Annotated in this window: 17 protein-coding genes; 12 read left to right on the plus strand and 5 right to left on the minus strand. The window is 67.8% G+C overall.

Features of this window, described 5'->3' with window-relative positions:
• Positions 1-71 precede the first annotated feature (71 nt).
• The 5 genes from ABRP18_RS00950 to ABRP18_RS00970 form a co-directional block, all read right to left on the minus strand.
• Entirely contained in the window at positions 72-2,585 is a 2,514-nt protein-coding gene (locus ABRP18_RS00950; RefSeq protein ID WP_349885274.1) for a LuxR C-terminal-related transcriptional regulator, read from the minus strand.
• 127 nt (positions 2,586-2,712) lie between these two features.
• Positions 2,713-4,041: a threonine/serine exporter family protein gene (locus ABRP18_RS00955; RefSeq protein WP_349885275.1), complete on the minus strand. Its 1,329-nt coding sequence runs from the start codon at positions 4,039-4,041 to the stop codon at positions 2,713-2,715.
• 20 nt (positions 4,042-4,061) lie between these two features.
• The gene (locus tag ABRP18_RS00960; RefSeq protein WP_058633065.1) at positions 4,062-5,417 is read right to left on the minus strand and encodes an anaerobic C4-dicarboxylate transporter family protein; all 1,356 of its coding nucleotides are present in this window, start codon (positions 5,415-5,417) and stop codon (positions 4,062-4,064) included.
• Positions 5,414-6,154 carry a peptidase E gene (locus tag ABRP18_RS00965; RefSeq protein WP_349885276.1) on the minus strand — a complete coding sequence of 247 codons (741 nt, stop codon included), beginning with the start codon at positions 6,152-6,154 and terminating at the stop codon, positions 5,414-5,416. Before ABRP18_RS00965 ends, ABRP18_RS00960 begins: the two co-directional genes overlap by 4 nt.
• A gap of 100 nt (positions 6,155-6,254) precedes the next feature.
• Positions 6,255-6,992 carry a GDSL-type esterase/lipase family protein gene (locus ABRP18_RS00970; RefSeq protein ID WP_349885277.1) on the minus strand — a complete coding sequence of 246 codons (738 nt, stop codon included), beginning with the start codon at positions 6,990-6,992 and terminating at the stop codon, positions 6,255-6,257.
• Positions 6,993-7,590: 598 nt separating this feature from the next.
• On the opposite strand from ABRP18_RS00970, the gene ABRP18_RS00975 reads away from it, so the two are divergent.
• The 12 genes from ABRP18_RS00975 (at position 7,591) to ABRP18_RS01030 (ending at position 22,522) form a co-directional block, all read left to right on the plus strand.
• Positions 7,591-9,357, plus strand: coding sequence for a DUF5979 domain-containing protein (locus ABRP18_RS00975; RefSeq protein WP_349885278.1), 1,767 nt, complete (start codon positions 7,591-7,593; stop codon positions 9,355-9,357).
• Positions 9,358-9,462: 105 nt separating this feature from the next.
• Entirely contained in the window at positions 9,463-10,899 is a 1,437-nt protein-coding gene (locus ABRP18_RS00980; RefSeq protein WP_349885279.1) for a sigma-70 family RNA polymerase sigma factor, read from the plus strand.
• A 107-nt stretch (positions 10,900-11,006) separates the two neighbouring features.
• Positions 11,007-13,139, plus strand: coding sequence for a hypothetical protein (locus tag ABRP18_RS00985; RefSeq protein WP_349885280.1), 2,133 nt, complete (start codon positions 11,007-11,009; stop codon positions 13,137-13,139).
• A 58-nt stretch (positions 13,140-13,197) separates the two neighbouring features.
• Complete coding sequence (gene wecB / locus ABRP18_RS00990; RefSeq protein ID WP_061016039.1) at positions 13,198-14,343, plus strand: non-hydrolyzing UDP-N-acetylglucosamine 2-epimerase; 1,146 nt, start codon at positions 13,198-13,200, stop codon at positions 14,341-14,343.
• Entirely contained in the window at positions 14,343-14,534 is a 192-nt protein-coding gene (locus tag ABRP18_RS00995; RefSeq protein ID WP_061016041.1) for an LPXTG cell wall anchor domain-containing protein, read from the plus strand. The genes wecB and ABRP18_RS00995 overlap by 1 nt, the downstream gene beginning before the upstream one ends.
• Positions 14,535-14,631: 97 nt before the next feature.
• A complete protein-coding gene (locus tag ABRP18_RS01000) occupies positions 14,632-15,297 on the plus strand; it encodes a hypothetical protein (protein WP_061016043.1) in 666 nt (221 codons plus the stop codon).
• Between the two features lie 34 nt (positions 15,298-15,331).
• Positions 15,332-17,074, plus strand: coding sequence for a DUF11 domain-containing protein (locus tag ABRP18_RS01005; protein WP_349885281.1), 1,743 nt, complete (start codon positions 15,332-15,334; stop codon positions 17,072-17,074).
• An 88-nt stretch (positions 17,075-17,162) separates the two neighbouring features.
• On the plus strand, positions 17,163-17,804 hold the full coding sequence (locus ABRP18_RS01010) for an exosortase/archaeosortase family protein (protein WP_061016047.1): 642 nt from the start codon (positions 17,163-17,165) through the stop codon (positions 17,802-17,804).
• A gap of 22 nt (positions 17,805-17,826) precedes the next feature.
• The gene (locus ABRP18_RS01015; protein ID WP_349885282.1) at positions 17,827-19,185 is read left to right on the plus strand and encodes a glycosyltransferase family 2 protein; all 1,359 of its coding nucleotides are present in this window, start codon (positions 17,827-17,829) and stop codon (positions 19,183-19,185) included.
• Between the two features lie 73 nt (positions 19,186-19,258).
• Positions 19,259-19,789: a hypothetical protein gene (locus ABRP18_RS01020; RefSeq protein WP_061016051.1), complete on the plus strand. Its 531-nt coding sequence runs from the start codon at positions 19,259-19,261 to the stop codon at positions 19,787-19,789.
• A gap of 85 nt (positions 19,790-19,874) precedes the next feature.
• Positions 19,875-20,210: a hypothetical protein gene (locus ABRP18_RS01025; RefSeq protein WP_113680073.1), complete on the plus strand. Its 336-nt coding sequence runs from the start codon at positions 19,875-19,877 to the stop codon at positions 20,208-20,210.
• A 134-nt stretch (positions 20,211-20,344) separates the two neighbouring features.
• Positions 20,345-22,522 (plus strand): S8 family serine peptidase, encoded by a 2,178-nt coding sequence (locus ABRP18_RS01030; RefSeq protein ID WP_349885283.1) that lies wholly within the window; start codon positions 20,345-20,347, stop codon positions 22,520-22,522.
• Positions 22,523-22,818: the final 296 nt, after the last annotated feature.

Below are 22,818 nucleotides of genomic sequence, written 5' to 3' on the forward strand. Positions count from 1 at the left end.
CATGAAAGAAGGCCCCGCCCGTCGAACTCGACGGGCGGGGCCTTCCGTGTCTTCCCCGGAAGGGTCTGCGCTTACTCCGGCAGGAGACCGTGACGCGCCGCCTGCTCCACCGCTTCGGTGCGGTTGTGCGCGCCGAGCTTGCGGTAGATGCTGCGGAGCTGTGTCTTGAGGGTGTTCTGCGAGACGCGCAGCTCCAGGGCGATCGCAGGAAGAGATGCGCCGGAGGTGAGGGCGCGCAGCACGACCTGCTCGCGTGACGACAGGCGGGGTCGGGCCGCGAATGACGGCAGCGCGGATCGCAGCGGGAACGTCCCACGGCCGGTCGGGTCGAGGTCGGCTCGCACCGTGCCGAAGTCCTCCGCGCTCAGCAGCACGAGGGGAGTGGTGAGGCCCCGATCGGCGAGTTGGGCGTTCAGCGCCTCGCTCGACGGTTGCGCGGCCGCCGGCGACACCCGGTGCAGGGCGGCGCTCTGCACCGCCGAGGCCTCTGCGCGTTCCCTGGCGTTCGTGGGGCGCAGGCGGGTCTGTCCCAGAAGCCGGACCACGTCGGCCGCCTTGCCGTCGATGAGGGCCAGGCGTGCCCGCTTCAGGACGGTCGCGAAGCGGTCGGGGATCGCATCCCGCTGCACCACGGCCTTGGCCGCGTTCACGTCACCGAGGGCGAGATGGAGGAGGATCCGGGGGCGCGACAGCGCCTGGCGCACGTGCGGTGCACCGGCCTCCTTGCCCCGCAGGCGCGCGAACGATTCCAGGCGTTCCAATCCCGCGGCGGCGTCGCCCTCGTGCAGAGCGATCCATGCCTCGACGGAGGCCATCGTCGTCCAGTGCTCGCTGGTCGCGCGGTACGGCTCGAAGTACCGGATGTGCTGCTTCGCGGCAGCGAGATCGCCGTCCTCCACCGCCAGCATGGCCTCGGCCACACGGTAGAACGTGCCGCGGTAGCTGTCGAGCAGCGCCGCGTCCCAGCCGCCGTCTCTGATCAGGGAGACGTAGTGCCTGGCCTCGGGGAGGTCTCCGTTCAAGGCGTGCACGCCGGCGAGGAGGCAGATGCCGTGGAAGGCGTTGCTGCCCCCGTGCGCGGCGGCGAGGGCGGTGGCCTGCTCCCAGAGGTGGATGGCCTCCTGCTGCTGCCCGCCGTAGTAGAGGGAGATGCCGAGGTGCGTGCACAGCAGCGGCATGTCGCGGGCGTACTGCTGCCACTGCGATTCCGGGGTCTCGTTGAACAGGGCCAGAGATCGGGCTGCCACCTGTGCGGCGCGCTCCGGTCGTCCGATGGCGCGCAGCGACGCACTCTCGGCCGCCCAGATGAAGATCCGCTCCGTGGCCGAGAGCGTGGTCCGGCGGGCGTTCGCGGCCGCCACCGCGATGCGCAGCAGCTGGAGTCCGCGCTGGCGCCGCAGGCGGCTGGGCTTCAGGCACATCCCGAGCAGCATGGCCACCAGCGGCTCCTGCTTCAGCCGTGCCACCGGTACGTCGCCGAGCAGTTCGACGACACCGTTCCGATCTCGGTGCAGCAGTCGGTTCCACCCCGACATCGTGACGTGGGTCGCCAGACGCAGGTCGTCGCCCTCCACGGCGAGCCGCAGTCCTTCGAGGGGCAGGTCACGGCGCACGGCACCCTCTGCGGCGATGCGCCTCAGCCCGGGGACCTCGTCCGCGAGGGCTGCGCGGAGCTCGCGGCGCAGCATCCCGCGCGTCAGGGGCGTGAGCTCGAACGAGCTGCGGCCGTCGGCAGCCCAGCGGCCGAAACCGAACATCTCCGCCTGGTCCAGCGCCCTCACGATGTCCGGATCGCCGGTGAGCGCCGTGGCGAGCGGAACGTCGACGGAATCGGTGACGCTGATCCGGAGCATGCCTCGAAGCGCCCGAGGGTCGAAGCCGCACTCGGCGAGCCTGTCCTGCAGGTAGTCCTCGATCACCGTGGTGGCGGCTCGCAAGGACGCGGCATCCATGCCGGTCCCCCGCAGCGCCAGGACGCGGATGAGCGCGGGGAATCCTCCTGTCGCCTCTCGTGTCGCAGCCGCCGTGTCCTCGTCGACGTCGAGCGCGCGACGGATCTCCTCATCATCGAACATGAGGTCTTCGGGAGCGACGAGCGTCGTGTCGATCAAGAGGTCGAGGCCCTCGCTGTCGAAGGGGCTCGGCCGATTCGTTGCGACGATCAGACGGGTGCGGGCAGCGGCACCGACGGCGCGACACAGCGCGAACGCGCCATCGCGCTCGACGGCGGCAGCATCGTCGAGCACCACGACCAGGTGGCCCTCCGCCTCGTGCAGACGCGCGGCCACGGCGGCCCAGCCCTCGTCGCCGTCGTCCCGCCGGTCGGCTCCGGGCAGGACGCGCAGCAGCGCTCCGGCGAGTGCCTCACTCCTCGTGATCGCCGGCGTCACGGTCAGCCACACGACGTGGGCGGATGTGGTGGCCGCCCAGTCCACCAGGGCCGTGGTCTTGCCGGAGCCGGACGCCGAGCGGATGAGTGTGAGGGGCGTCTCGGTCTCGAACTCGGCGCTCAGTCGCGGACGCCTGATGGCGTGCGCCGATACTCGCGGTATATGTCCGTCCCCCTGCGCGACAAATGCCGACACCCCGTACCTCCCCAGGTCCCCTCCCTCTACGATATGCCGAAATCCTGCACGGACAAGCGACGCCCGCCGGGACATCGACGAACGCAGAGACGAGCGATGCCGGGCGAGCGGAGCGTGTCCGTGACCGTCAGCGGTGACCGTTCCGGCGCCAGGGCGCCGTGATCCGCGACCACAGGTTCGAAGCAGGGGCGCTCTCGTCCGAGGCGGGGGGAAGGGCGACGGCGAACTGCACGATCTCCTCGGCGCCGTGGTGCACGACGCGGTACAGCGCGGTACCGATGAGCACGCCGAGCGCGATCGACATGACCGAGACCAGCGCCGTGGTGAAGTCGGAGAGTCCGCCGTCGGTCGCGACCGCCTCCGTGAGCCCGACGAGCCCGGCGGCCCCGGGGACCAGCAGCCAGAAGGCCGGGAGGAAGGTGAGCTGCGACGGTGCTCCGTGGCGGAGGGTCGCGATCCACAGCACGACGGGGGTCATCGCGACGGCACCGACGAACCCGCCGACCGTCGCGCCCACGAACTCGGTGCCGGCCCATTGGCCCGTGTAGGCGACGACGAGTGCGAGAAGCACCCACCCGAAGGTCGACGGTGGCGCGGAGAAATGCAGATAGTTCCCGAGCGCGAACACGAGGATCCCGATGAGCGCCACCCACCACGGGAGCGGCGAGCCCCCGTCGAGAGCTTCGTACGAGGACGAGTCGACCCCCACGACGGTGCCGGCGGCGAGGATGCCGAACGCCAGCAGCGCCAGCTGCACGAAGCCGTAGACCAGACGGGAGGCGCCGGAGATCATCTGCCCTGCTGCGAGCTCCACGGTGGCGCTCGTCAGCACGCCGCCGGGCAGGAAGGTGACGAGCGGGGCGATGAGCAGGCGGATCGGATCGCCGATCTCGATCACCTCGGCCAGGAGGAAGACCGCGGTGGCGCACACGAACGCCGCGACCACCGGCATGATCAGCTGCAGCGTCGGAGAGCGGACCAGCTTCAGCAATCCGATCAGCGCTCCGAGCACGAACGCGACGATCACGCCCTGCCATGTGGGGGCGAGCAGGAGAGAGAGCCCTGTCGTCAGCACCGCATGCCCGAACGTGCGGGTGATCCAGCCGAGCCGCGGGCGCATCGCGCCGATCTCGTTCAGGCGTCTGATGCCGTCGAGCGGGGTGACCGAGCCGGTCTTCGCCTGGGCGATCAGCTCGTACAGGGCGGCGATCTGATCGAAACGGAACGAGGCGTTCGTCGCCGAGCGGATCGCGACGCGCGACTCATCGGACTCGCCGCTCTCGATGAGGATGATCGTCGGCAGCACCACGAAGTCGGCGTCGTCGCCCCCATAGGCCCTCGCCACCTCTGCGATGACGTCGCGGATGCGGTCGACCGACTCGGCGGAGGCGTTCATGCCCTGCGCCAGCCCCAGCAGGAACTGCCGGAGCGTCGCCCGGTCGAGGCCGTCGGTCATGTCGTGGCCGGCCGCTCGGCTCAGGTGAACAGGAACGAGAGCGGCACGCCGACGATGATCGCCACAGCCACGTAGATGAGGTTCGGCAGCTGGAACGAGTGGTCGAAGACGAACTTGCCCATCTTGGTCGTGCCCGTCTGGTCGAACGCGACGGTGGCCACCTGGCTGCCGTTGGCCGGCAGCGTGTAGATGCCCATCGCCGCCGGCCACAGGCCCACCAGGAGGGAGGCGGGGAGGCCGATCGTGATGCCGATCGGCACGATCGCGTTCGTCGCGCTCGACTGGCTCGTCGTGAGCATGGCGACCGCGAAGAGGGCCAGCGCGAACAGCAACGCGCCGAGGAACGCCGAGGAGCCGGAGACCACGGAGCCGAGGCCGTCGACGATGAGGGTCTGGTTCGCGGCGACGAAGGTGTTCGCCAGCCAGGCGATGCCGAACAGGGCGATGGCTCCGACGATACCGGCGGGGAACGTCGGCTGCTTGGGCACATCTGCGGCCTTGACCTTGCAGAAGACGAAGATCAGGGCGGCGATGATGCCCATCACGACCTCGATGATGACCGTGACGCTGAGGCGCACCGGGTCGCCGGCGTCATCGGTCCCGATGACCGGACGCAGGTTCTCGAACAGGCCGAAGAGCACGATCACAGCGACGCCGGCGAGGAACAGCGAGGCCGAGAGCACCGCGGTGGGAGGCAGCTTCTTCTCGTGCGCGTCGGTCTCCGGCGGCTTGATCTGGTGATCGGCGAGGCGCTTCTGGAACTCGGGGTCGTCTTCCAGATCTTTGCCATGGCGCATCATCACGAGTGCCGCCACGAAGAGGCCGACGATGGAGGCGGGCCACATGATCAGCAGCAGTCCGCCGAGGTCGACGCCCTGCGGGGCGAGCAGCACCACCATCGAGGCGGTCGCGGCGGACACAGGAGAGCACAGGATGCCGACCTGCGAGGCCACGGCCGACACCGAGAGCGCCCGCTCCGGTCGGATCTTCTGCTGGTACGAGACGTCGTAGATGACGGGCAGCAGCGGGTAGAAGATGTTGCCCGTTCCTGCGCCGACGGTGAACAGGAATGACATCGCCGGGGCGAGGAAGACCACCGATCGGGGTCGGCGTCTGATCACCTTCGCCGCGACCGACACCATCCAGTCGATGCCGCCGGCCGCCTGCATGGTCGATGCCGCCGTGATGACCGTGATGACGATGAAGACCGCGTCGACCGGGGCGTTGCCCGGCGCTTCGCCGAAGACGAAGACGAGCACGGCGACGCCGACGAGCCCCCAGACGCCCAGACCGATCCCGCTCGTGCGCGTCCCCATGAAGATCGCGAGGATGACGACGATGAGTTCGGCGACGAGGATCCACACGTTGTCGTTCATGACGACGGTCCCTTCACGATGGGCGCAGCGCCTCTGAGCACCTCGGTGGGCAGCTCGGTCTCGACGATCTTCCCGCCTATGGCCTCCACGCGAAGGGCGAGGGCATCGTCGACCGGGCTCACCGCGGTGACGAACTCGGAGTTCTCGAAGTGCAGCGACTGCAGGTTGCCGACCGCGTACCCCGTCGAGAGCTCTCCGCTGAGCAGGGACGTGTGGAAGAGGGGACGCCGCTGGTCCTCGGCATCGTAGTGCGGGCAAAAGCTGCCGTGCAGGAAGCCGAGTCCCTCCGGCAGCACCTGCAGGGTCGGTCCGTAGCTGTCGGTGGTCCCGCCCTCGAACCAGCAGATGCCTCCTGCACTGCCGCCCGTGAACACCACGTTCGAGTCGGGGTCCTCCCACATCTCGCGCATGATCTCGTCGAGGCCCTGGCGCTTCCAGACGTCGAGCATGTTGGCGGTGTTGCCGCCGCCGACGTGGATCACGTCGAAGCCCTTCACGAAACCGGCCAGGTCGTCGACCGCACGGTGGAACAGGGGGAGGTGGTGCGGCGCGCACCTGTCGGAGTCATACGTGGAGTAGAAGCTCACGATGTAGGCGGCGTCGTCGCCGGTGGCCGTGCCGACGAAGAGGACCCGCGGTCTCTCCTTGCCGGTGAGGCCGAGGATGTAGTCGTGCGTCGGGTCGTTCCGACGCTCCATCATGGCCTTGCCGGCCCCTGTTGCCACCACGTGAGACATGCCCCCACCTCTCCGACTGCGAATGCGCTCAACCTAGTGCGGTGCCGAGCGTCGCGTCCAGAGGTCTTTCGTCCACCGCGGGTGAGGGCGTCCGCGAGGTCTAACCGCTCAGTCGAGCGGTGGCGACGAGTCCCTCGAGGAGTGCGAAGGTGCGTGCGCGCGGTGCTTGCGGGCGGATCCCGAGGCCGCGCGCGAGTTCCAGGGCGAGAGCCGCGTGACCCTCCGTGTTCGGGTGGAACGGGTCGTTCATCAGTCCCCACGGCACGGAGCCGGCGCCGAGCTCGGCGAAGCGGGCGTACTGGTCGATGAGGATCACGTCCTCACTTACGGCGACCTGGCGTACAGCTTCGGCGAATTCCCCGATGCGCGCCCGTTCCGGAGCGTTGCGGATGTCGATCGCCGGCGGTGTCTGCAGGACGGGGACGGCGCCGAGAGCACGCACGCGGGTGACGAAGTCGCGCAAGGACGCCGCGTAGTCGTCTGCCGTGATGACCTCGCGCGGCCCGCCGTCGGAGGCGTCGTTCGTGCCGATCATGAGGGTGACGACATCGGGCCGCCACGACGCGATGCGACGATCCCAGTCATCGAGCAGGTCGACGATGCGATTGCCGCTGATCGCGGTGTTGATCACCACATCGCGCACACGCTCCAGCTCGCCGCGGATCAGCTCGTGCAAGTGCTCCGGATAGCTGCGGCCGCCCTGCGTGTGCACCAGGCCGTGCGTGATCGAGTCGCCGGTGATCACCCAGTTCAGGGGCTGTGGGCCCTCGAGCGCCGCGGCGATGCGGAGGAGATCGGAGGCGGCGGATGCGGGGGCGGAGGGCTCGACGTTCGGCACGGCACCGAGCCTATCGGCAGGGCGGTGCGGGTGATCGGCCTGACCCCCCGGGACCGCGTCGACGAGAAATGACGGCCATCGCACGTAATGGATCGACAGGTGTGCCGTCGTAGCTTCGAGGGTTCGATGGGGCGCTTCTCACGGAATACTCCGTCCGCCCCGACGGCGGTTCCCCAAAATCGTCGATGCTTCCCCAGAGGTCGGCCCTCCGTGCGGCGGGTTCTCCCCGGACCCGCCGCGCATTCTTCATTGGACGACTGGGCGGCGGCACGAATGCCAGCACATCGATATGTCACGAACGTTCACGGCTTGTCGCTTCGTGTCCGCTCGGCGACTGCTGTCATCCTCGGTGCTGCGCTCTGGGCCGCAAGCCTTCGAATCCATGGCGGCGAACGGCGAGAGCCGGCTCGGTTTAGAGCAAAGGCGCAACGACGTTATCGGTCACCTCCAAATGGCCGGGACGGCCGTTATCGGAACATGCATCCCCTGTCTTATCCGGCATGGCGTGCTGCGCACTTGCTCGCCATTCGACAACCGGAGGAACCCTGTGAACCATCAGCCAGTCGCCCGTGGGCATTCACCGTCCCGTCCTCGCCGAATGATGCGAATCGGCGCCGCTGCCGTGGTACTCGTCGCCGCGGCGGCGGGTGCGATCGCCGCTCCGGTCGCCGCGTCGGCCGCACCTCCCTATGCGACAGAGGCGAAGGTCGACTCGGTGGCGTTCACGGAGAGCGCGGTCACGAGCGGGACGAAGGCGGAGTTGACCGGTCGATGGTCTCTCCCGGACAACCCGGTGAGTCCCGCTGGTTTCGTGGTCGACCTCCCGGACGACCTGCGCGGGTTGCCGGATGCCTTCCCCCTGCTCGACGCCGATGGAACCGCGGCGGGGAATTGCGTGACCACAGCCACCCAGTTGGTGTGCGACTTCGACAGCAACTACCTCAGTACGCATCCACGGGGTCTGTCCGGCGGCTTCTCCTTCTGGGTGACGGTCACGACGGAGGTGACCGAGCAGAAGACCGTGACCTATGACTTCGGCGACGCGAAGGCCACGGTCGACGTGCGGCCCGACCCGTTCATCTGCAAGGAGGACTGCGACTTCGCCGGTCGCTGGAACTTCAAGAGCGGCGAGTACCAGAACGGGACCGACACCATCCTCTGGGACGTCGCGGTCGCTGCCGGGGCGAAAGGGATGATCGGTGGGCAGGAGGTCGTCGTCACCGACGTCATCGGCGCGAACCAAGAGCTCATCGCCCAGTCGGCCACCGGCGAGCACTACCCCAGCCTGTGGGCGGCCAATGAGTTGCAGACGCTTCCGAGCGGACTGGTGGTCCCCGGGCCGTTCACCGAAGTGGCGTCGACGGACTACACCGTCTCCGCTGACGGGACCACCGTCACGTTCACCGCACGCGAAGGCTACTTCTACAACGTGCACTACCTCTCGAAGGTGACCGACGGCGGTACGGCAGGCGTCTACAAGAACGACGCGACGATCCGCATCGGCACGGAGAGCACGGGCACCACCACCGCTGAGGTCACGCGTCACGGAGGGTCGGGCACGGGAACCGGCACCAGGGTCGGAACCTTCACGATCGACAAGAAGGTGCTCGGTGACACGGCGAACCTCGGCGACGTGACGTATCGCGGCGGGTACATCGCCACGGACCCCCAGGGCGTCGTCACGTCGGGCGAGTTCGCGGTGCAGGCCGGCACGCCGTGGGTGAGCCCGTCGTTCGCCGAAGGCACCACGATCGCACTCACGGAGTCACTCGAGGGTCTTCCGTGGAATCTGGAGTGGGCGGCTCCGGTGTTCTCGCCGCAGAGGCTGCAGATCAAGGGCGAGGCGACGATCGATGTCGCACTCACGAACACGGCGACGTTGCGCACCCTGCCCTTCTCGGCGTTGAAGTCGCTCGACGGTGCGGCCGCGGCCACCTCGCTCGTCCCGGCGGACACCGAGTACGTGCTCGAGTACTCGTACCCGGCCGGTCCGGGGTTCGAAGCGGGCTCGGGGGAGCTCGCTCTCAAAGCGGGAACTCCCGTCTCGAGCTCGGCGCTCCCGGTGGGTGCCGACGTCACCGTGCGGGAGCGCACTCCGAAGCCGATCGACGGAATCACGTGGGGCAAGCCGGTGATCTCACCCGCCCACTTCACGGTGAGCGGTGACATGGTCACCGTCGCGGTCACCAACCCGCTGACGAAGACCGTCACGCCGCCGCCGACGCCCACGGCCGGCGTTCCTGAGGTGATGACCCTGGCGGCCACCGGCATGCAGGCCGCCACCTCGACTCTGCTGCTCGCGGGCCTGCTGCTGATCGGAGGTACGCGTCTCGTGATGCGACGACGACTCAACCGTTCTCGTTGAATCCATCGCCCGAGTGGGCCGGTGCACCCGGCCCACTCGGGCATGACTCGTGAAGGACGGCGTCTCCATCCCGTCCTGAGATCCCTTGGGGGAAAGGGAGAATCCATGAACAGAGAAGAAGACATCACACAGCCAGGGGATCGAGACTCCGATCTCCTGGCTCGTGTGCGTACCGGCGACCAACGCGCTTACGCTGAGCTCTGGGCGCGCTACTCACAGGTCGCCAGGGCGGTCGCTCGTACCTACTGGTGGTCGGCCGACTCCGACGACCTCGTGGCGGAGTCGTTCACGCGGATCTACCAGGCCATCCAGACGGGGAAGGGGCCGACCACCGCCTTCAAGCCCTACCTCTTCGCCACGATGCGCAATCTCGCGATCAGCTGGGGACGTTCCCGACGCGAGGTGCCCATCGAGTACATCGAAGCCGTCGAGGATCCGGCCTCGACGGACCAGGCGGCGGATTCCGATTTCGATGCCGCGCTCGTCTCCAAGGCGCTCCTCACGCTGCCCATGCGCTGGCAGGACGTGCTGTGGCTCGCAGAGGTCGAGGACCTGTCGATGCTCGAGATCGGCAGGCGCTTGGAGATCAGCGAACGCGCGGCGGCAGTGCTCGCGTTCCGGGCCAGAGAGGGGCTCCGTCAGGCCTGGATCTCGGCTCACCTGACGTCGAGACCGCCGGCCTTCAAGGAGTGTCGGTGGACGCTCAGCAAGCTGGGCGCTCATGCCCGTCGACGTCTCACCACGCGTGATGATCGCCGGGTGCGAGCACATCTCGCGATGTGCGCCGACTGCAGCGCAAAAGCTGAGGAGGCGCGTCGGGCGAGTTCGCGGATCCTCACTGTGCTGTTCCCCGCCGGCATCGGCGTCGGCACGGGTCTTCAGCTGTGGCAGACGCTCACGACGTCCGGGGTATCGGCCAGCGCATCATCCATGCCGGCGACGATCACTCTGCCCGCTGTCGGGCTCATGGCGACCAAGACGAGCATCCTCATGACGGCGGCCGTCGCGGTCGTGACGCTGTCCGCGGGAATCACCTCGACGGTGACGAGCGACGTCGAGACGGTCGAGACCAGTGCAGCCGCCGAAAGACTCGATGTGGTGGAGTCGGACCGGCTGCCGACGCTGCTGCCGACTGCCATCCCCAGTGAAGCGAGCCCGCCCCCGCCCCCGCAAGATGTCCCCGTCCCCGTCCCGGAGACCTCTACTCCCGCCCAGGCACCGCAACCGCCTCCTGCTGCGCCCGCTCCACCCGTGGCGCAGACGCCCGGCCCTCCGGTGATCCTGTCCATCCCCTCCCAGGTCTCACGGACGCAGGTGGTCTCGGCGAGCATCCGCTGCGAGGCCGGTGCCGATGTCACTGTCTCGGCTTTCGGGGTCACGGCCGCGGTCGGCACCTGCTTGAGTAGCGGCACCTGGCAGGCGAGCGTCGACGTCGGTTCCTACCCGGTGGCGGCCGGAACCGTGATCACGTTCGACTTCGTGCAGTCGAACATCGCAGGGGTTTCCGGGAGCGCCTCGGCCCAGGTGACCATCATCGATTGATTTCGTGCGCACGCGTAATGGATGTGTTTCGCAGCCGTCCAGTATCTGTCCGGCACTCTGACGAGTGCGCGATCGGACGACCGGGAATCAGATTGGAACCAAACCGCATGTGGAAACGATCGGGCACGCTCATGCTCGGACTCCTGCTCGCACTGGGCGCCGTCGCGACGACGGCACTCCCCGCCGCAGCCGCAGGATCCGCCAGCGTCAAAGACGCCAAGACCGCGACCTTCACCCTCGCCGATGGCACCGTGGCGACTGCCACGATCTCCGGTGGGGGTGATCGTGTGTTCGCCGATGACGGCAAGTCCCTCAGCGCGTGGAGCGGAACCGATGCGATGTACGCCGAGGGAGTGTCGACGAAGGATCTTCCTGTCGTCGGTATCCACTCGAAGAACGACTGCGGCTCGTCGAAGCGGTGTGGGGAGGGTCAGATCACCGTCCGCTTCGACCGACCGGTCGACGACCCGGCCATCCACATCGCCGAATTCGGCGCCGGAACTGCATCCGCGAACCCGTTCGGTGGCGGGGTCGCCGCCGCCGACGGCATCCGCTTCTCCTCCGCTGCCGGCGGCGCATCGAGCGCCGCCGTCTCTCGCGGAGCGACGTTCACCGATGGAGGGGACGGCTACTACCGGGGAGACGCCGCGATCAAGTGCACTGCGGCGAGCAAGCCCGGTGGGTGCGGAAGCTTCACGGTGACGGGAAAGCAGATCACCGAGATCGTGTTCGACGTCGCGCGCTTCGCACTCGGTGGCACTCAGGCCGGATTCACCGACGGGTACGCCTTCGGTGTCACCGCGACCGCGACTCCCACGCCGACCCCGACTCCTACCCCTGAGCCGACGTACGCTGCGCTGTCCGTGTCCAAGATCGTGGACAAGGGTGCCGCGGTGCCGGGTGAGCAGCTCGCGTACACCGTGACCGTCAAGAACACCGGTGATGCCGAGGCTCGCCAGGTTCCCGTCACGGACGTGCTTCCGAGTGGCCTCACCACCGTGTCGGCCGACCAGGGCGGCACGATCGAGGGCTCCACGATCGCGTGGACGATCGACAGGATCGCGGCGGGCGGCGAGAGCCGGCTGCATGTCACGGGAACCGTCGATCCCTCCAGTGCGGGCGCCACCCTCGTGAACCGCGCCGGGGTGGAGAACCCCGTCGACTCGCCTGCGGGCACCCCGGCTCCGACGAGCACCACCCCGTGCACCGACGATCCATCCGCGGCATGTGCCACCACCGTCGTGGCCGCGCTGCCGGCGCTCTCGCTCTCGAAAGTCGTCGACAAGCAGGTCGCCGGCCACGGTGAGGCCCTCGCCTACACCGTCGTGGTCGCGAACTCCGGCGTCGCACCGGCCGCGGACGTGCCGGTGGTCGATCACCTTCCGACCACGCTGACGGAGGTCTCTGCCGACCAGGGCGGTGTGATCGAGGACGACACCGTCCGCTGGACGGTGGCCGAGGTGCCGGCAGGCGGTCAGGTCGAGCTGCACGTCGTCGGAACCACCCCGGGCGGACTCGACGAGGCTCAGCTTGTGAACAGGGCCACGGTGCAGAACCCTGCGGGAGTCCCGGCGGGCACGCCCGATCCGACGATCCTCACGCCCTGCGTCGACGACGTCGCGCAGGCATGTGCGGTGACGGCGGTCCCCGCGCTCGCTTCTCTGGAGATCAGCAAGACGGTGGCGCAGGCCGCCGCGCAGTCCGGCGCGATCCTCGACTACACGATCACGGTCGTGAACACCGGTCCTGGCACCGCGACGCAGATCCCGGTCGTCGACGACCTCCCCGAGGGGACGCGGTTCATCTCCGCCTCGACGGGCGGCGTCGCCGTCAAGGACCGCGTCGGGTGGATGGTGGAGGAGATCCTCCCTGGCCAGTCGGCGACGATGAGTCTCCGGGCTCAGGTTCCGGCAACCCAGAACGGGAAGATCGTCAACCGTGCCACGGTCGCCTACGACGAGGTCATGAACGAATCCCTCCGCAGCGCGGCGAGGCAGGCGGGCATGCCTGTTCCTGAGAATGCCGACCTGTCCGAGCTGCCGGCACTGCCTCCGCTGACCGCAGTGCATGCGTGTGCGGATGACCCCTCGTGGTCGTGCGCCGTCACCACGGTCACTCCGGCTCCGGCCGCTCTTGCCCAGACCGGTGCGACCTTCGCGCTGGCCGTCCCTGCGATCATCCTCCTCGCCGGTGGGGCGTTCCTCATCGTCGTCGGTGTGCGCCGCAGGTCCAACCGCTAGATCCCCTCACACACGTCGTCCCCGGGAAATCCCCGGGGACTGATCGGAGTACCCAGAAATGACATCCTCTTCCTTCCTTTCGTCCGCTGAGCTTCCGAAATCCTCGGTGATGGTCGTGTTCGGCACCCGTCCTGAGATCGTGAAGCTCGCCCCTCTGGTGCGAAGCCTCGGCGACGCCGCCTACATCGTCCACACCGGCCAGCACTACGACCCCGGCATGTCCCGTGTCTTCCTGCAGGCGTGCGGTATCAAGCGCGTCGATCTCCAGCTGCATGTCGGCGGACTCCCACGCGCTGCGCAGATCGGCCGAGCAGCCGAGCAGATCGCACAGGCGATCACCCAGCTCGACCCGAAATACGTCGTCGTCCAGGGCGACACGAACGCGACCTTCGCCGCCGCGCTCGCCGCGAACGCGGCGGGAGTGCGACTGGGGCACGTGGAGGCCGGCCTCCGGGCGCGGGATCGTCGCATGCCGGAGGAGCACAACAGGGTGATGGTCGACCACATCTCCGATGACCTCTTCGCCGCGACCGAGACCAACCGGGCCAATCTCCTCGAGGAGGGAATCGAGGACGAGCGCATCCTCGTCACCGGCAACCCCGTGGTCGAGGCGGTTCGCATGCAGCGTTCCGACGTCGCCGCGGACGTCGACGAGCTCGTCAGGCTCGGGGTCCACCCCGACCGCTACGTGCTCGCGACCCTGCATCGTCAGGAGAACGTGGACACCCCGGCCAACCTCATCTCGACCCTGCACGCGTTCAACGAGATCGCCGCTTCCGGGTGGCCCGTCGTCTTCCCCGTGCATCCTCGAACGCGGGCGATGCTCACCTCACTGGACGCGGAGCATCTCCTCGACGCCCTGATCGCCGAGGAGCCGTACAGCTATGAGCGCTTCCTCGCCCTCGCCGCACACGCGGCAGTGCTGGTATCCGACTCCGGCGGCATCCAGGAGGAGGCCACGGTGCTCGGGCGACCGGTGCTCGTCGTGCGCGATTCGACGGAACGCCCTGAGGCGCTGGGATCGTTCACGAAGCTCGTCACACCTCAGACGCTCGCGAGCGAGGCGGCGGCTGTGCTCGCCGATGTCGAGGGGACCCTGGAGAAGCTGAGCGCCTTGCCGTCGCCGTTCGGTGATGGCAAGGCCACGGCACGCATCGCCACGCACATCCATTCCGTCGTCCGCCTCGCCGCAGAGGAGTCCTGATGTACAGCAGCGATCTCACCACGCCTCTCGCCGCCGTCGGCCTCCTCGCGATGACCGGTCCGGATTCGGTGCTCACCTGGGTCATCGTGGGTGCGGCAGCCATGGGAGCTGGAGCGTTGCTCACCGTCCGTCGGCGCGTGCTGCGCAGGGCCGCCCCCGTCGGGCGGGATCGACGCCGGCCATGCCGTTGAGGCGTTTCCCGGGCGGGCGTAATCGAACGTTCGATCCGCGGTCCTATCGGCGGCGATGCACTCTGCGCGTCACTCAAATGGAAGGAAGGGGCTCGAGATGAAGAGCATCCTCAAGACTGCCTGCACCGCCGGCATCGGCCTGCTGATCGTGGGAGGCACAGTGCTCGGTGGGCAGGTGGCCATGGCCGACGACCAGCCGGTCACGCCGGATTCGTCGACGACGACCACCAGCACCAGCGGAACGGAAAGGGTCAGCTCTCCCCAGCTGGTCCGCGGCTACCTCGGTCGCGCCACACAGACGGCTGCCACCGGGGTCACTCCCGGATCGGAGATCAAAGAAGGTGCCGTCGTGCAGCTCGTCAATGATGAGCAGATCGACGGCGTCTACAAGGTGATCCTTCCGGTACCGGCGAACACCACGTTCGCCTCGGCGACCGAGGGCGGCGCGCTGGTCGGTTCCAACGTCGTGTGGACCTTCAACGTGGCGCATGACGGTGGCACGCGGATCGTGCAGCCGATGGCGTCGTTCACGGTCGCCGACGACTACTGGGGACCGACGATCACCAACAGCGCCAAAGTCGTCTACACCGGCGGAGTGTTCACGGACGACGTCCGTTTCACCTACAACTATGCGCACCAGTTCGCGCAGCGCCCTCCGGTGCCGGTGATCGATGCCGGTGTCGGACTCGCCAGCGCCGGTGTGATCGGGGTCGGCGCGCTCGGCGCGCTCGCTCTGCGCCGTCGTTCCACGGCCACCGACTGACCGCGCTCGGCTCACTCAAGAGGAAGAAACCACAGTGAAAAAGAAATCCATCCTCCGGGGTGCGCTGGCCGGGGGGTTGCTCGCCGCTTTGGCGGTGGGCGCCCTCGCGGCGGCCCCGGCTGCCACGGCCGCAGACGTCAACGGCTGGACCGGTTCGGGCGACACCCGCACCGCATCCGCGGCCGGCGCCACTGCCAAGATCACCACCACCGACAAGATCCAGGTGAAGAGCTCCGGTGATGTCGTCAACCTCGCCACCGTCCGCGACGGCGGTGAGCTGGGGCTGAACGTGATCGGTTTCCACGAGGACTTTCCCTGCAAGAACGGCATCGAGTGCGTCCGCGGCAACGTCGTGGTCGACTTCGGTCAGCAGGTGACGAACCCGAAGATCAAGCTCGACAAGCTCGGTGGCGACGTCTACGCGCTCGGCGGTGTCGTGAACAGCTCCGCCAAGTACACGCTGACGACCTCCGGCGTGACACTGAGCTCGACGTCCGGAGACCTCGACGTCACCTCGAACACCATCACGTCCACCAACTTCGCGTCGAAGAGCGGAACCGTGCGGGTCAATGGCACGGTCTCCAGGGTCGTGTTCCAGGTCACGATGCGGTCGAAGGGTGCCTTCCTCGGCCTGATCCCCACGTGGACCAAGGTGCCGAGCGACCTGCACAGCATCGACATCGATGTGGACAAGCCCACCAAGCCCGTGCTGACCGTCGACAAGAACGACCACCGCGACGCGGCTGTCATCGGCGACCAGCTCTCCTACGACATCGTCGTCAAGAACTCCGGCGATGCGGCGGCGACGAACGTCGCCATCAGCGACGATCTGCCCGCCGGTCTGACCGGTATCACCGCGTCCTACACGGCGGGTACCTTGGGTCAGGTCACGGTCTCCGGACAGCAGGTGCGCGGCACGATCCCGTCGCTCGCTCCCGGAGCCTCGTCGACTCTGACGGTGAAGGCGACGGTCGGGACGTCGACTCCGCTCGGCAACCTGCGCAACAACGCCTGTGCCGTCGCGACCTCGTCCAACCAGGCGTGCGACGGGGACGACACGACCATCGACAAGCAGACCAAGCCCGTCCTGACGATCACCAAGGACGACCAGCAGGGTGACGTCAAGCTGGGTCAGAACCTGACCTACGACATCGTGGTGCGGAACACCGGTGACGGTGCTGCCAAGAGCGTCGTGGTCAGCGATCCGCTCCCGGCCGGTCTCGACTTCGTGTCGGGCAGCGGTCCTGCCGGCATCACGGTCACGGCCTCCGGGCGCAACGTGACCGCCGACCTCGGCGACCTCGCCGCAGGGCAGTCGGTCACGCTCAAGGTGAACGCCAAGGTCAACCAGTCGGCAGCGCCGGGTGCATTGTCCAACCAGGCGTGCGCCGCCGCGTCGAACGCAGCGAACGTCTGCGCAACCGACACCGACACCGTCAAGCGCGAGTTCTTCCAGTACACGTTCAACTCGAACCCGACCGACCCGCAGCCGGGTCAGGCGGTCACGTACCGGATGGAGTTCGGCAACAACGGCAACGTCGACTCGGCGAATGCGGAGATCGAGTACGCCCTGGCCGGCGTGCTGGATGATTCCACCTGGAACCCGTCCAGCGTCACGGCCAACAGCGGCACCGTCGTGGTCAGTGGCAACACCATCGACTGGAAGGGTCCGCTGGCGTCCGGCCAGACCGTCGTGATCACCTTCACCGGTGTCTGGAACGGCAACGGAGACGGCTTCGCCTTCCCCGGTGTCACCTATTACGGGAGCGCCCGCTAAGGAGCGCCCCGGCGAACAGGAGAGGGCCGTCCTTCCAGGGCGGTCCTCTCCTCGCCCCGTTTTGCACCACCCGCAGTGAGAGGTAGTCATGGCCAGCAGCACGATCGTCGAAGACCCGCGAAGAGAACTCCGACCTCCTGTGCGGTTCGCGCTCGGCGGGCCGAAGGGGGACCGCGCCGCTCGAATCCTCGCGGCGTTGCTGTTGATCCTCGCGGTGCTGGCCCTCGTCTGGGTCAACGAGGCGTTCCGCTCTTTCGAAGCCTCTGCTGCGACCTGGGCTCTCTCCCCCTTCGTCGAGGGTCAGCGTCTTCCCATCGCCGAGCACTACTTCGTGCGGACGCCCGAGCATGAGCTCATCGCCCTTCGCGTCACCGTCGAGTGCACCACGCTGCTGATCGGCGTTCCCCTGACGGTCGTCGGCGCGGTCATCCTCGCCAGCACGCGAGTGCCATGGAGTCGCAGTGTGCTCGGGATCCTGGCGATGTGGGCCATCATCTTCGTCGTCAACCTCCTCCGGCTCGTGATCATCGGATGGTCGACGCAGACCTGGGGTCTCGACCCCGGTTATGAGATCAGCCATGTCTTCGTCGGTTCCGTCGTCGGCATCATCGGCTATGCGCTCGGGCTCGCCGCCCTGTTGCTCATCGTCGGCGTGCGGCCGCGTCGCCGTCGCCGCGTCGTGCCGGAAGAGACCGAGGGGCCTCGCTACCACCGAAACGGCGCGCTCTGACGCGAACCTGAAAGGCCGTTCCATGCTCTCCATACTCAACGCCTTCACGATTCTTCTCGGCGTCGCCTTCGTCACCTACGTCGTCTTCATCCTCGTTCCGTACCTCCGGTACCCGAAGGCGGTCCCGGGGGACCCCGCCGACTTCGAATGGCACTTCTTCATCCCGTGCCGTGACGAGGAGGCGGTCATCGACACCACCATCTCGCGCGCCCGTCGGGACTTCCCCGGTGCGCACACCTGGGTGATCGACGACGACAGCGAAGACGCCACCTCGGCGATCGTCTCGCGGTGGGCCGCAGAGGACTCGCACGTGCACCTGGTGCAGCGCCGCCGTCCGCAAGCCCGCACCGGCAAAGGCGACGCCCTCAATGCGGCCTACCATCAGCTGCTGAGCTGGCTGCCCGAAGACGCCGACCATGAACGGATCGTCGTCGTCGTGATCGATGCCGACGGCGAGATGGAGCCCAACGCCCTGGAGATCTGCTCGGCCGAGGACACCTTCGGCGATCCCGCGGTCGGTGCGGCGCAGATCGCGGTGTGGATGAAGAACCGCGACGACAAGAAGCCCTACCCGAACAGTGGCCGGTTCGCGAACACCTTCGCCCGTTTCCTGCTGCGCATGCAGGACCTCGAATTCCGCACGACCATCGCAGCGATGCAGTCGCTGCGCGCGAAGACGGGAACCGTGGGGCTCGGGGGGAACGGACAGTTCACGCGGCTGTCGGTTCTCGACGCGATCGGCGAGAAGTTCGGCGAACCATGGCACGGAGCTCTCCTGGAGGATTACGAGTTGGGCGTGCACGTCGTGCTCGCCGGTTTCCAGGTCAAGCACGTCTACGACACCCATGTGAACCAGGAGGCGCTCCCGTCCATCCGCCGTCTCCTCACACAGCGCACGCGCTGGGCGCAGGGCAACATCCAGTGCGTGAAGTACATCGGCGAAGTGGTGAAGTCTCCTCATGTCGACAGCGCGGGTGTGATCGAGACCAGCTACTACCTCGTCCTCCCGTTCCTGCAGATGCTCGGCGCGCTGTCATTCACGATCCTGGTGGGTGCGCAGGTTTCGCTGTTGATCCAGGATCCCGCTCAGGTGCAGCTCGCGCTCGGCAGCGTCCTGGGCCTCGTCGGACTTCTCTCGGTGTTCTCGATCGCCCCCTTCGCTGTCTGGGGCTTCGTCTACAAGGTGCGCTGCGAGCCGCAGGCCAGCTGGTTCACGGCCCTGATGTGGGGGCTGGGTGTCTGGCTCTACGTGTATTACATGTACATCTGCATCGCGCGGGCCTTCCTGCGCATCATGCGCCGGAAGAACGGCTGGGCGAAGACGCGACGTAATGCGGAAGCGCACGTCGTCGTCGGGGGCTCGGTCGCCGTCGAGGTGTGATGCGGGGGACGCCCGTTCCGGCGAACTCACGGCTCGCAGCCCCCGCACGAGCGAGATGCGAAAGACTGGAGGCATGACTTCGCCTGCACTCGACACCCTCCTGGCCCGCATCGTCGAGAGCGGACTGCTCGAGGATCCGATCGCCGAGAACGGGCTGGTGTACGGGCGCGCGATCATCGACGCCGCCGGTACGACCGTCAACGTGAACGTCGATCCGGAGCTGGAGGACGTCCAGAGCGATGACGTGGATCATGAGGCGCTGGTCGCGGCAGTCGCCCGCACCCTCTCGGTCGGGGAGTCTCGGTGGCGCTCGGTGATCGACGAGATCGTCGCCGACATCGAGGATGCCGTCGACGACGAGCCCGTCGCGGAACAGATCGACCTGCGCGATGATCTCGAGGCCACCTCGGTCGTCGTGTTCGCCGACGCGGTGCTTCTCGCCTTCCTCGCGCCGAAGCAGTTCCCCGAGTCGCGCATCCTCGTGCAGCTCGACGAGGACTTCGAGGTCGACGGCGTCGAGGTGCGCGACCTCGACGGCTCGGAGACGATCGACTTCGACACCCTCGACGACCTGCTCGACGAGATCAGCCGCTCCGACAGCTGATCTGCTGAGTGCCGACCTCCTGCTGATGACCGCGGATCCTCGTTCTGCTGCGTCTTCTCCGTATCGTGTCGGGGGAGCAGCACGCGTGGTGCTGTCCGTGCTGGGCGCGATCGTTGCGGGGTTCGCCGTCGCCTGGTGGGTGACCACGGTCCAGCGGATCCCCGTGAGGTCCGACGCCGACCTCGCATCCGTCTCGTTCGGCTTCCCTCTTCCGTGGGTCTCGCAGGACCATTCGTCCAACCCTTTCGCCACCTATCCGGCAGAGGTGGTTCTGCGCCTGACCGGTCGAACGGGCATCGCCTATCCGACCGAATACGAGTGGTTGCCGTTCATCGCCGATGGTGTGATCTGGGGCGCGGCGTTCTGGCTGGTGGGCATGGTCGCTCTACCCGCATTGATGGGGATGTTCCGCCGGGAGTAGGACTCAACGCCCGCAGGCGGAACGCGCCGATCGCAAACGGATCGCGTAATGGTGCCGCGACCTTTCACTCCTGTACGCAGGAGAGAACTCGATTCGACGGTGTTCCGTCGAGCGTTGCGGAAAGGCAGACCTGAATGACCAGCCGCGTGATCGTCCGCAGCACCTGTGCAGTCCTCGCCGTCGGCGCGGCGCTCGCAATGAGCGTCCCGCTGACGGCCGCCGTGCCCGTCGCCGCAGCAGCGGAGCAGTCCGCACTGAATTGGGTGGTGAACACGAGACCAGAAGCGCCGAGCGCGGATGTGCTGCGGTCGGCCATCGAAGGAGCCGGCGGGGAGCTGTTGATCACCTATCCCGAGATCGGGGTGACGGTCGCCCGCGCACCCGACGGCGACTTCCCCACTCAGCTCGAGAGTCTCGCCTGGGTCCAGTCCGTTGGCCCGACCCGAACGTCGACCGATCCGGACACGCCGACCGCACCCGGGCCACCGATCGCCGGCGACACGACGGAGCCGACGACGATGCCGGCCGAGGGCACCGCGTGGAACACCGTCGCCATCGGGGCGACGTCACCGTCGGGGAAGGGAGTGGTGGTAGGCATCGCCGACAGCGGCATCGATACCGGACATCCGGACCTCGCCGGCCAGATCGACCCGGCGTTGTCCGTCGGCTGCACCGTCAACGGCATACCGGACACGAGACCCGAGGCGTGGCAGCCGGGAACCGACGGCGCGAGCGCGCACGGCACGCACGTGGCCGGCAGCGTGGCGGGAGCGGCGAACGGCACCGGCATCGTCGGCGTCGCCCCTGACGCGCGCGTCGCCTCGATCAAAGTCGTCAACGACGACGGCCACATCTACCCGGAGGCCAGCATCTGCGCGACCATGTGGGCTGCTGACCACGACATCCCGATCGTGAACCACAGCTACTACGTCGACCCCTGGTACCTCTGGTGCGCTGATGTCGACTCACAGGGTGCGGCTCTCGAAGCGCTCCGTCGCGCGTACGCCTACTCCCACGACCAGGGCGTGCTGAACGTCGCCGCGGTCGGTAATGAGGGTCAGGATCTCGCCACCATGAGCACGGATGAGATGAGTCCGAACGACGGGACGCTCGAGCCTCGGCCGGTGAACTCCTCCTGTCTTCAGGCACCTGGCGCGCTGCCGGGTGTCATCGCCGTCGCTGCCGCGGATCAGGACGAGGCGACGGGCGCGATCGTGCGTGCGGGATTCTCGAACTACGGTGCGGGCAAGGTCACGGTGACCGCGCCGGGCTTCGTGTGGTCAGCAGTGCCGCGCCAGGACGACGGCTCCGTCTACGCGCTGTATCCCGGAACGTCGATGGCGTCCCCGCACGTGGCCGGGGTCGCTGCCCGCATCCTCTCGGAGACTCCAGGTCTCACGCCGGACCAGTTGACCCAGCGCATCACGGACACGGCGGATCCGCTCGCTGGGCTCAGCGCGGACCGGGTCGGGGCAGGACTCGTCGACGCCGGAGCAAGCTCGACTCCGGCGGTCGGCGTCTACTCGAAGGTCGCCCTCACCGGGCAGCCGTTCCGCGTCAACGGCAGCGGATACCCGGCGAACACCACCGTCGACCTGAAGATCGGCGACGCTGTCGAGCAGGTGCGTACCGACGGTGCCGGTCGCTTCGCCACCGTTTTCGACGTTCCGGCGGACGCACCCCTGGGGGAGGCCACCCTCACGGGCGGAAGCGCATCCGCCCCGGTCATCATCCGCGAATCCCCAGCGGCTCCGACTGTGGTCACTCCCGTCGCTGGATCGACGGTCTATGCCAAGAGCACGAACATCACGGGCACGGGAGTCCCCGGCTCTCTGGTGCGTGTGCACGTCTTCGTCGGCGAACTCACCCCGTTCGTCCGGTTCTTGCGGGTAGGCATGGACGGTCGGTGGTCGACCACTGCATCACTTCCGCAAGGGGATTATGAGCTGACGGCGCGCACGTTCGTCGGATCGGACATGTCAGCCGTGACAGCCCCAACGAAGTTCTCCGTCCATACAGCGTCGGCGATGTCGTACTCGGTGCAGATCGCCCCGCAGGTGGGCGCTGAGGACAGCCTGATCCTCCTCGACCTCACGAACGCAGGGGCGTCGGGCGGGGAGGCCGTGGTGGACATCGACCTCGCCGACTACGACGGCTTCGAGGTCCCGGTGCCCCCGACAGGCGAGGTCGAGCGCACCGACAGGGGCCTGCGTTGGAAGCTCACGCTCGATTCGGCGCAGAAGGTTCAGCTGCAGATCCCGGTGAATGCCGGCGCCGGTGACCTGTCGTTCGCGGTGATCGTCGTGAAGTAGCGCGTGCGCGGGGAAAGACCAGTCCGCTATCCGCATATCCCTGTGCGATCGGCTTCGCCCCCTCCCCGTGGAGAGTGCGGCTGCGACGGGTCCGGGAAGATCCCCGCCGCAGCCGCGTGCTTGATTGCGGACCAGATGGTGAGCCGGGTGGCTTCACCGTCCGCCTGCGTGACGGATCCCCATCCTGTCGACGCGCCGAGCAAGCGTGGCATGAGCAAGACGACGAACGGGTGAAGTTCTTACGGTCGGTCGTCGGACCTCGCCCGCACCCGCCGCCAACGATGAGCGATGCCCGT

The sequence above is a fragment of the Microbacterium sp. WHRI 7836 genome, assembly GCF_040223885.2.
GTDB classification, from domain to species: Bacteria; Actinomycetota; Actinomycetes; order Actinomycetales; family Microbacteriaceae; genus Microbacterium; species Microbacterium oxydans.

What these genes read in the sequence shown, in the direction of transcription:
- ABRP18_RS00955 (WP_349885275.1), bottom strand. Translation starts at nt 4,041, where the DNA reads ATGACCGACGGCCTCGACCGGGCGACGCTCCGGCAGTTCCTGCTGGGG.
- ABRP18_RS00960 (WP_058633065.1), bottom strand. Translation starts at nt 5,417, where the DNA reads ATGAACGACAACGTGTGGATCCTCGTCGCCGAACTCATCGTCGTCATC.
- ABRP18_RS00965 (WP_349885276.1), bottom strand. Translation starts at nt 6,154, where the DNA reads ATGTCTCACGTGGTGGCAACAGGGGCCGGCAAGGCCATGATGGAGCGT.
- ABRP18_RS00975 (WP_349885278.1), top strand. Translation starts at nt 7,591, where the DNA reads ATGATGCGAATCGGCGCCGCTGCCGTGGTACTCGTCGCCGCGGCGGCG.
- ABRP18_RS00980 (WP_349885279.1), top strand. Translation starts at nt 9,463, where the DNA reads ATGAACAGAGAAGAAGACATCACACAGCCAGGGGATCGAGACTCCGAT.
- ABRP18_RS00985 (WP_349885280.1), top strand. Translation starts at nt 11,007, where the DNA reads ATGTGGAAACGATCGGGCACGCTCATGCTCGGACTCCTGCTCGCACTG.
- wecB (WP_061016039.1), top strand. Translation starts at nt 13,198, where the DNA reads ATGACATCCTCTTCCTTCCTTTCGTCCGCTGAGCTTCCGAAATCCTCG.
- ABRP18_RS00995 (WP_061016041.1), top strand. Translation starts at nt 14,343, where the DNA reads ATGTACAGCAGCGATCTCACCACGCCTCTCGCCGCCGTCGGCCTCCTC.
- ABRP18_RS01000 (WP_061016043.1), top strand. Translation starts at nt 14,632, where the DNA reads ATGAAGAGCATCCTCAAGACTGCCTGCACCGCCGGCATCGGCCTGCTG.
- ABRP18_RS01010 (WP_061016047.1), top strand. Translation starts at nt 17,163, where the DNA reads ATGGCCAGCAGCACGATCGTCGAAGACCCGCGAAGAGAACTCCGACCT.
- ABRP18_RS01015 (WP_349885282.1), top strand. Translation starts at nt 17,827, where the DNA reads ATGCTCTCCATACTCAACGCCTTCACGATTCTTCTCGGCGTCGCCTTC.
- ABRP18_RS01020 (WP_061016051.1), top strand. Translation starts at nt 19,259, where the DNA reads ATGACTTCGCCTGCACTCGACACCCTCCTGGCCCGCATCGTCGAGAGC.
- ABRP18_RS01030 (WP_349885283.1), top strand. Translation starts at nt 20,345, where the DNA reads ATGACCAGCCGCGTGATCGTCCGCAGCACCTGTGCAGTCCTCGCCGTC.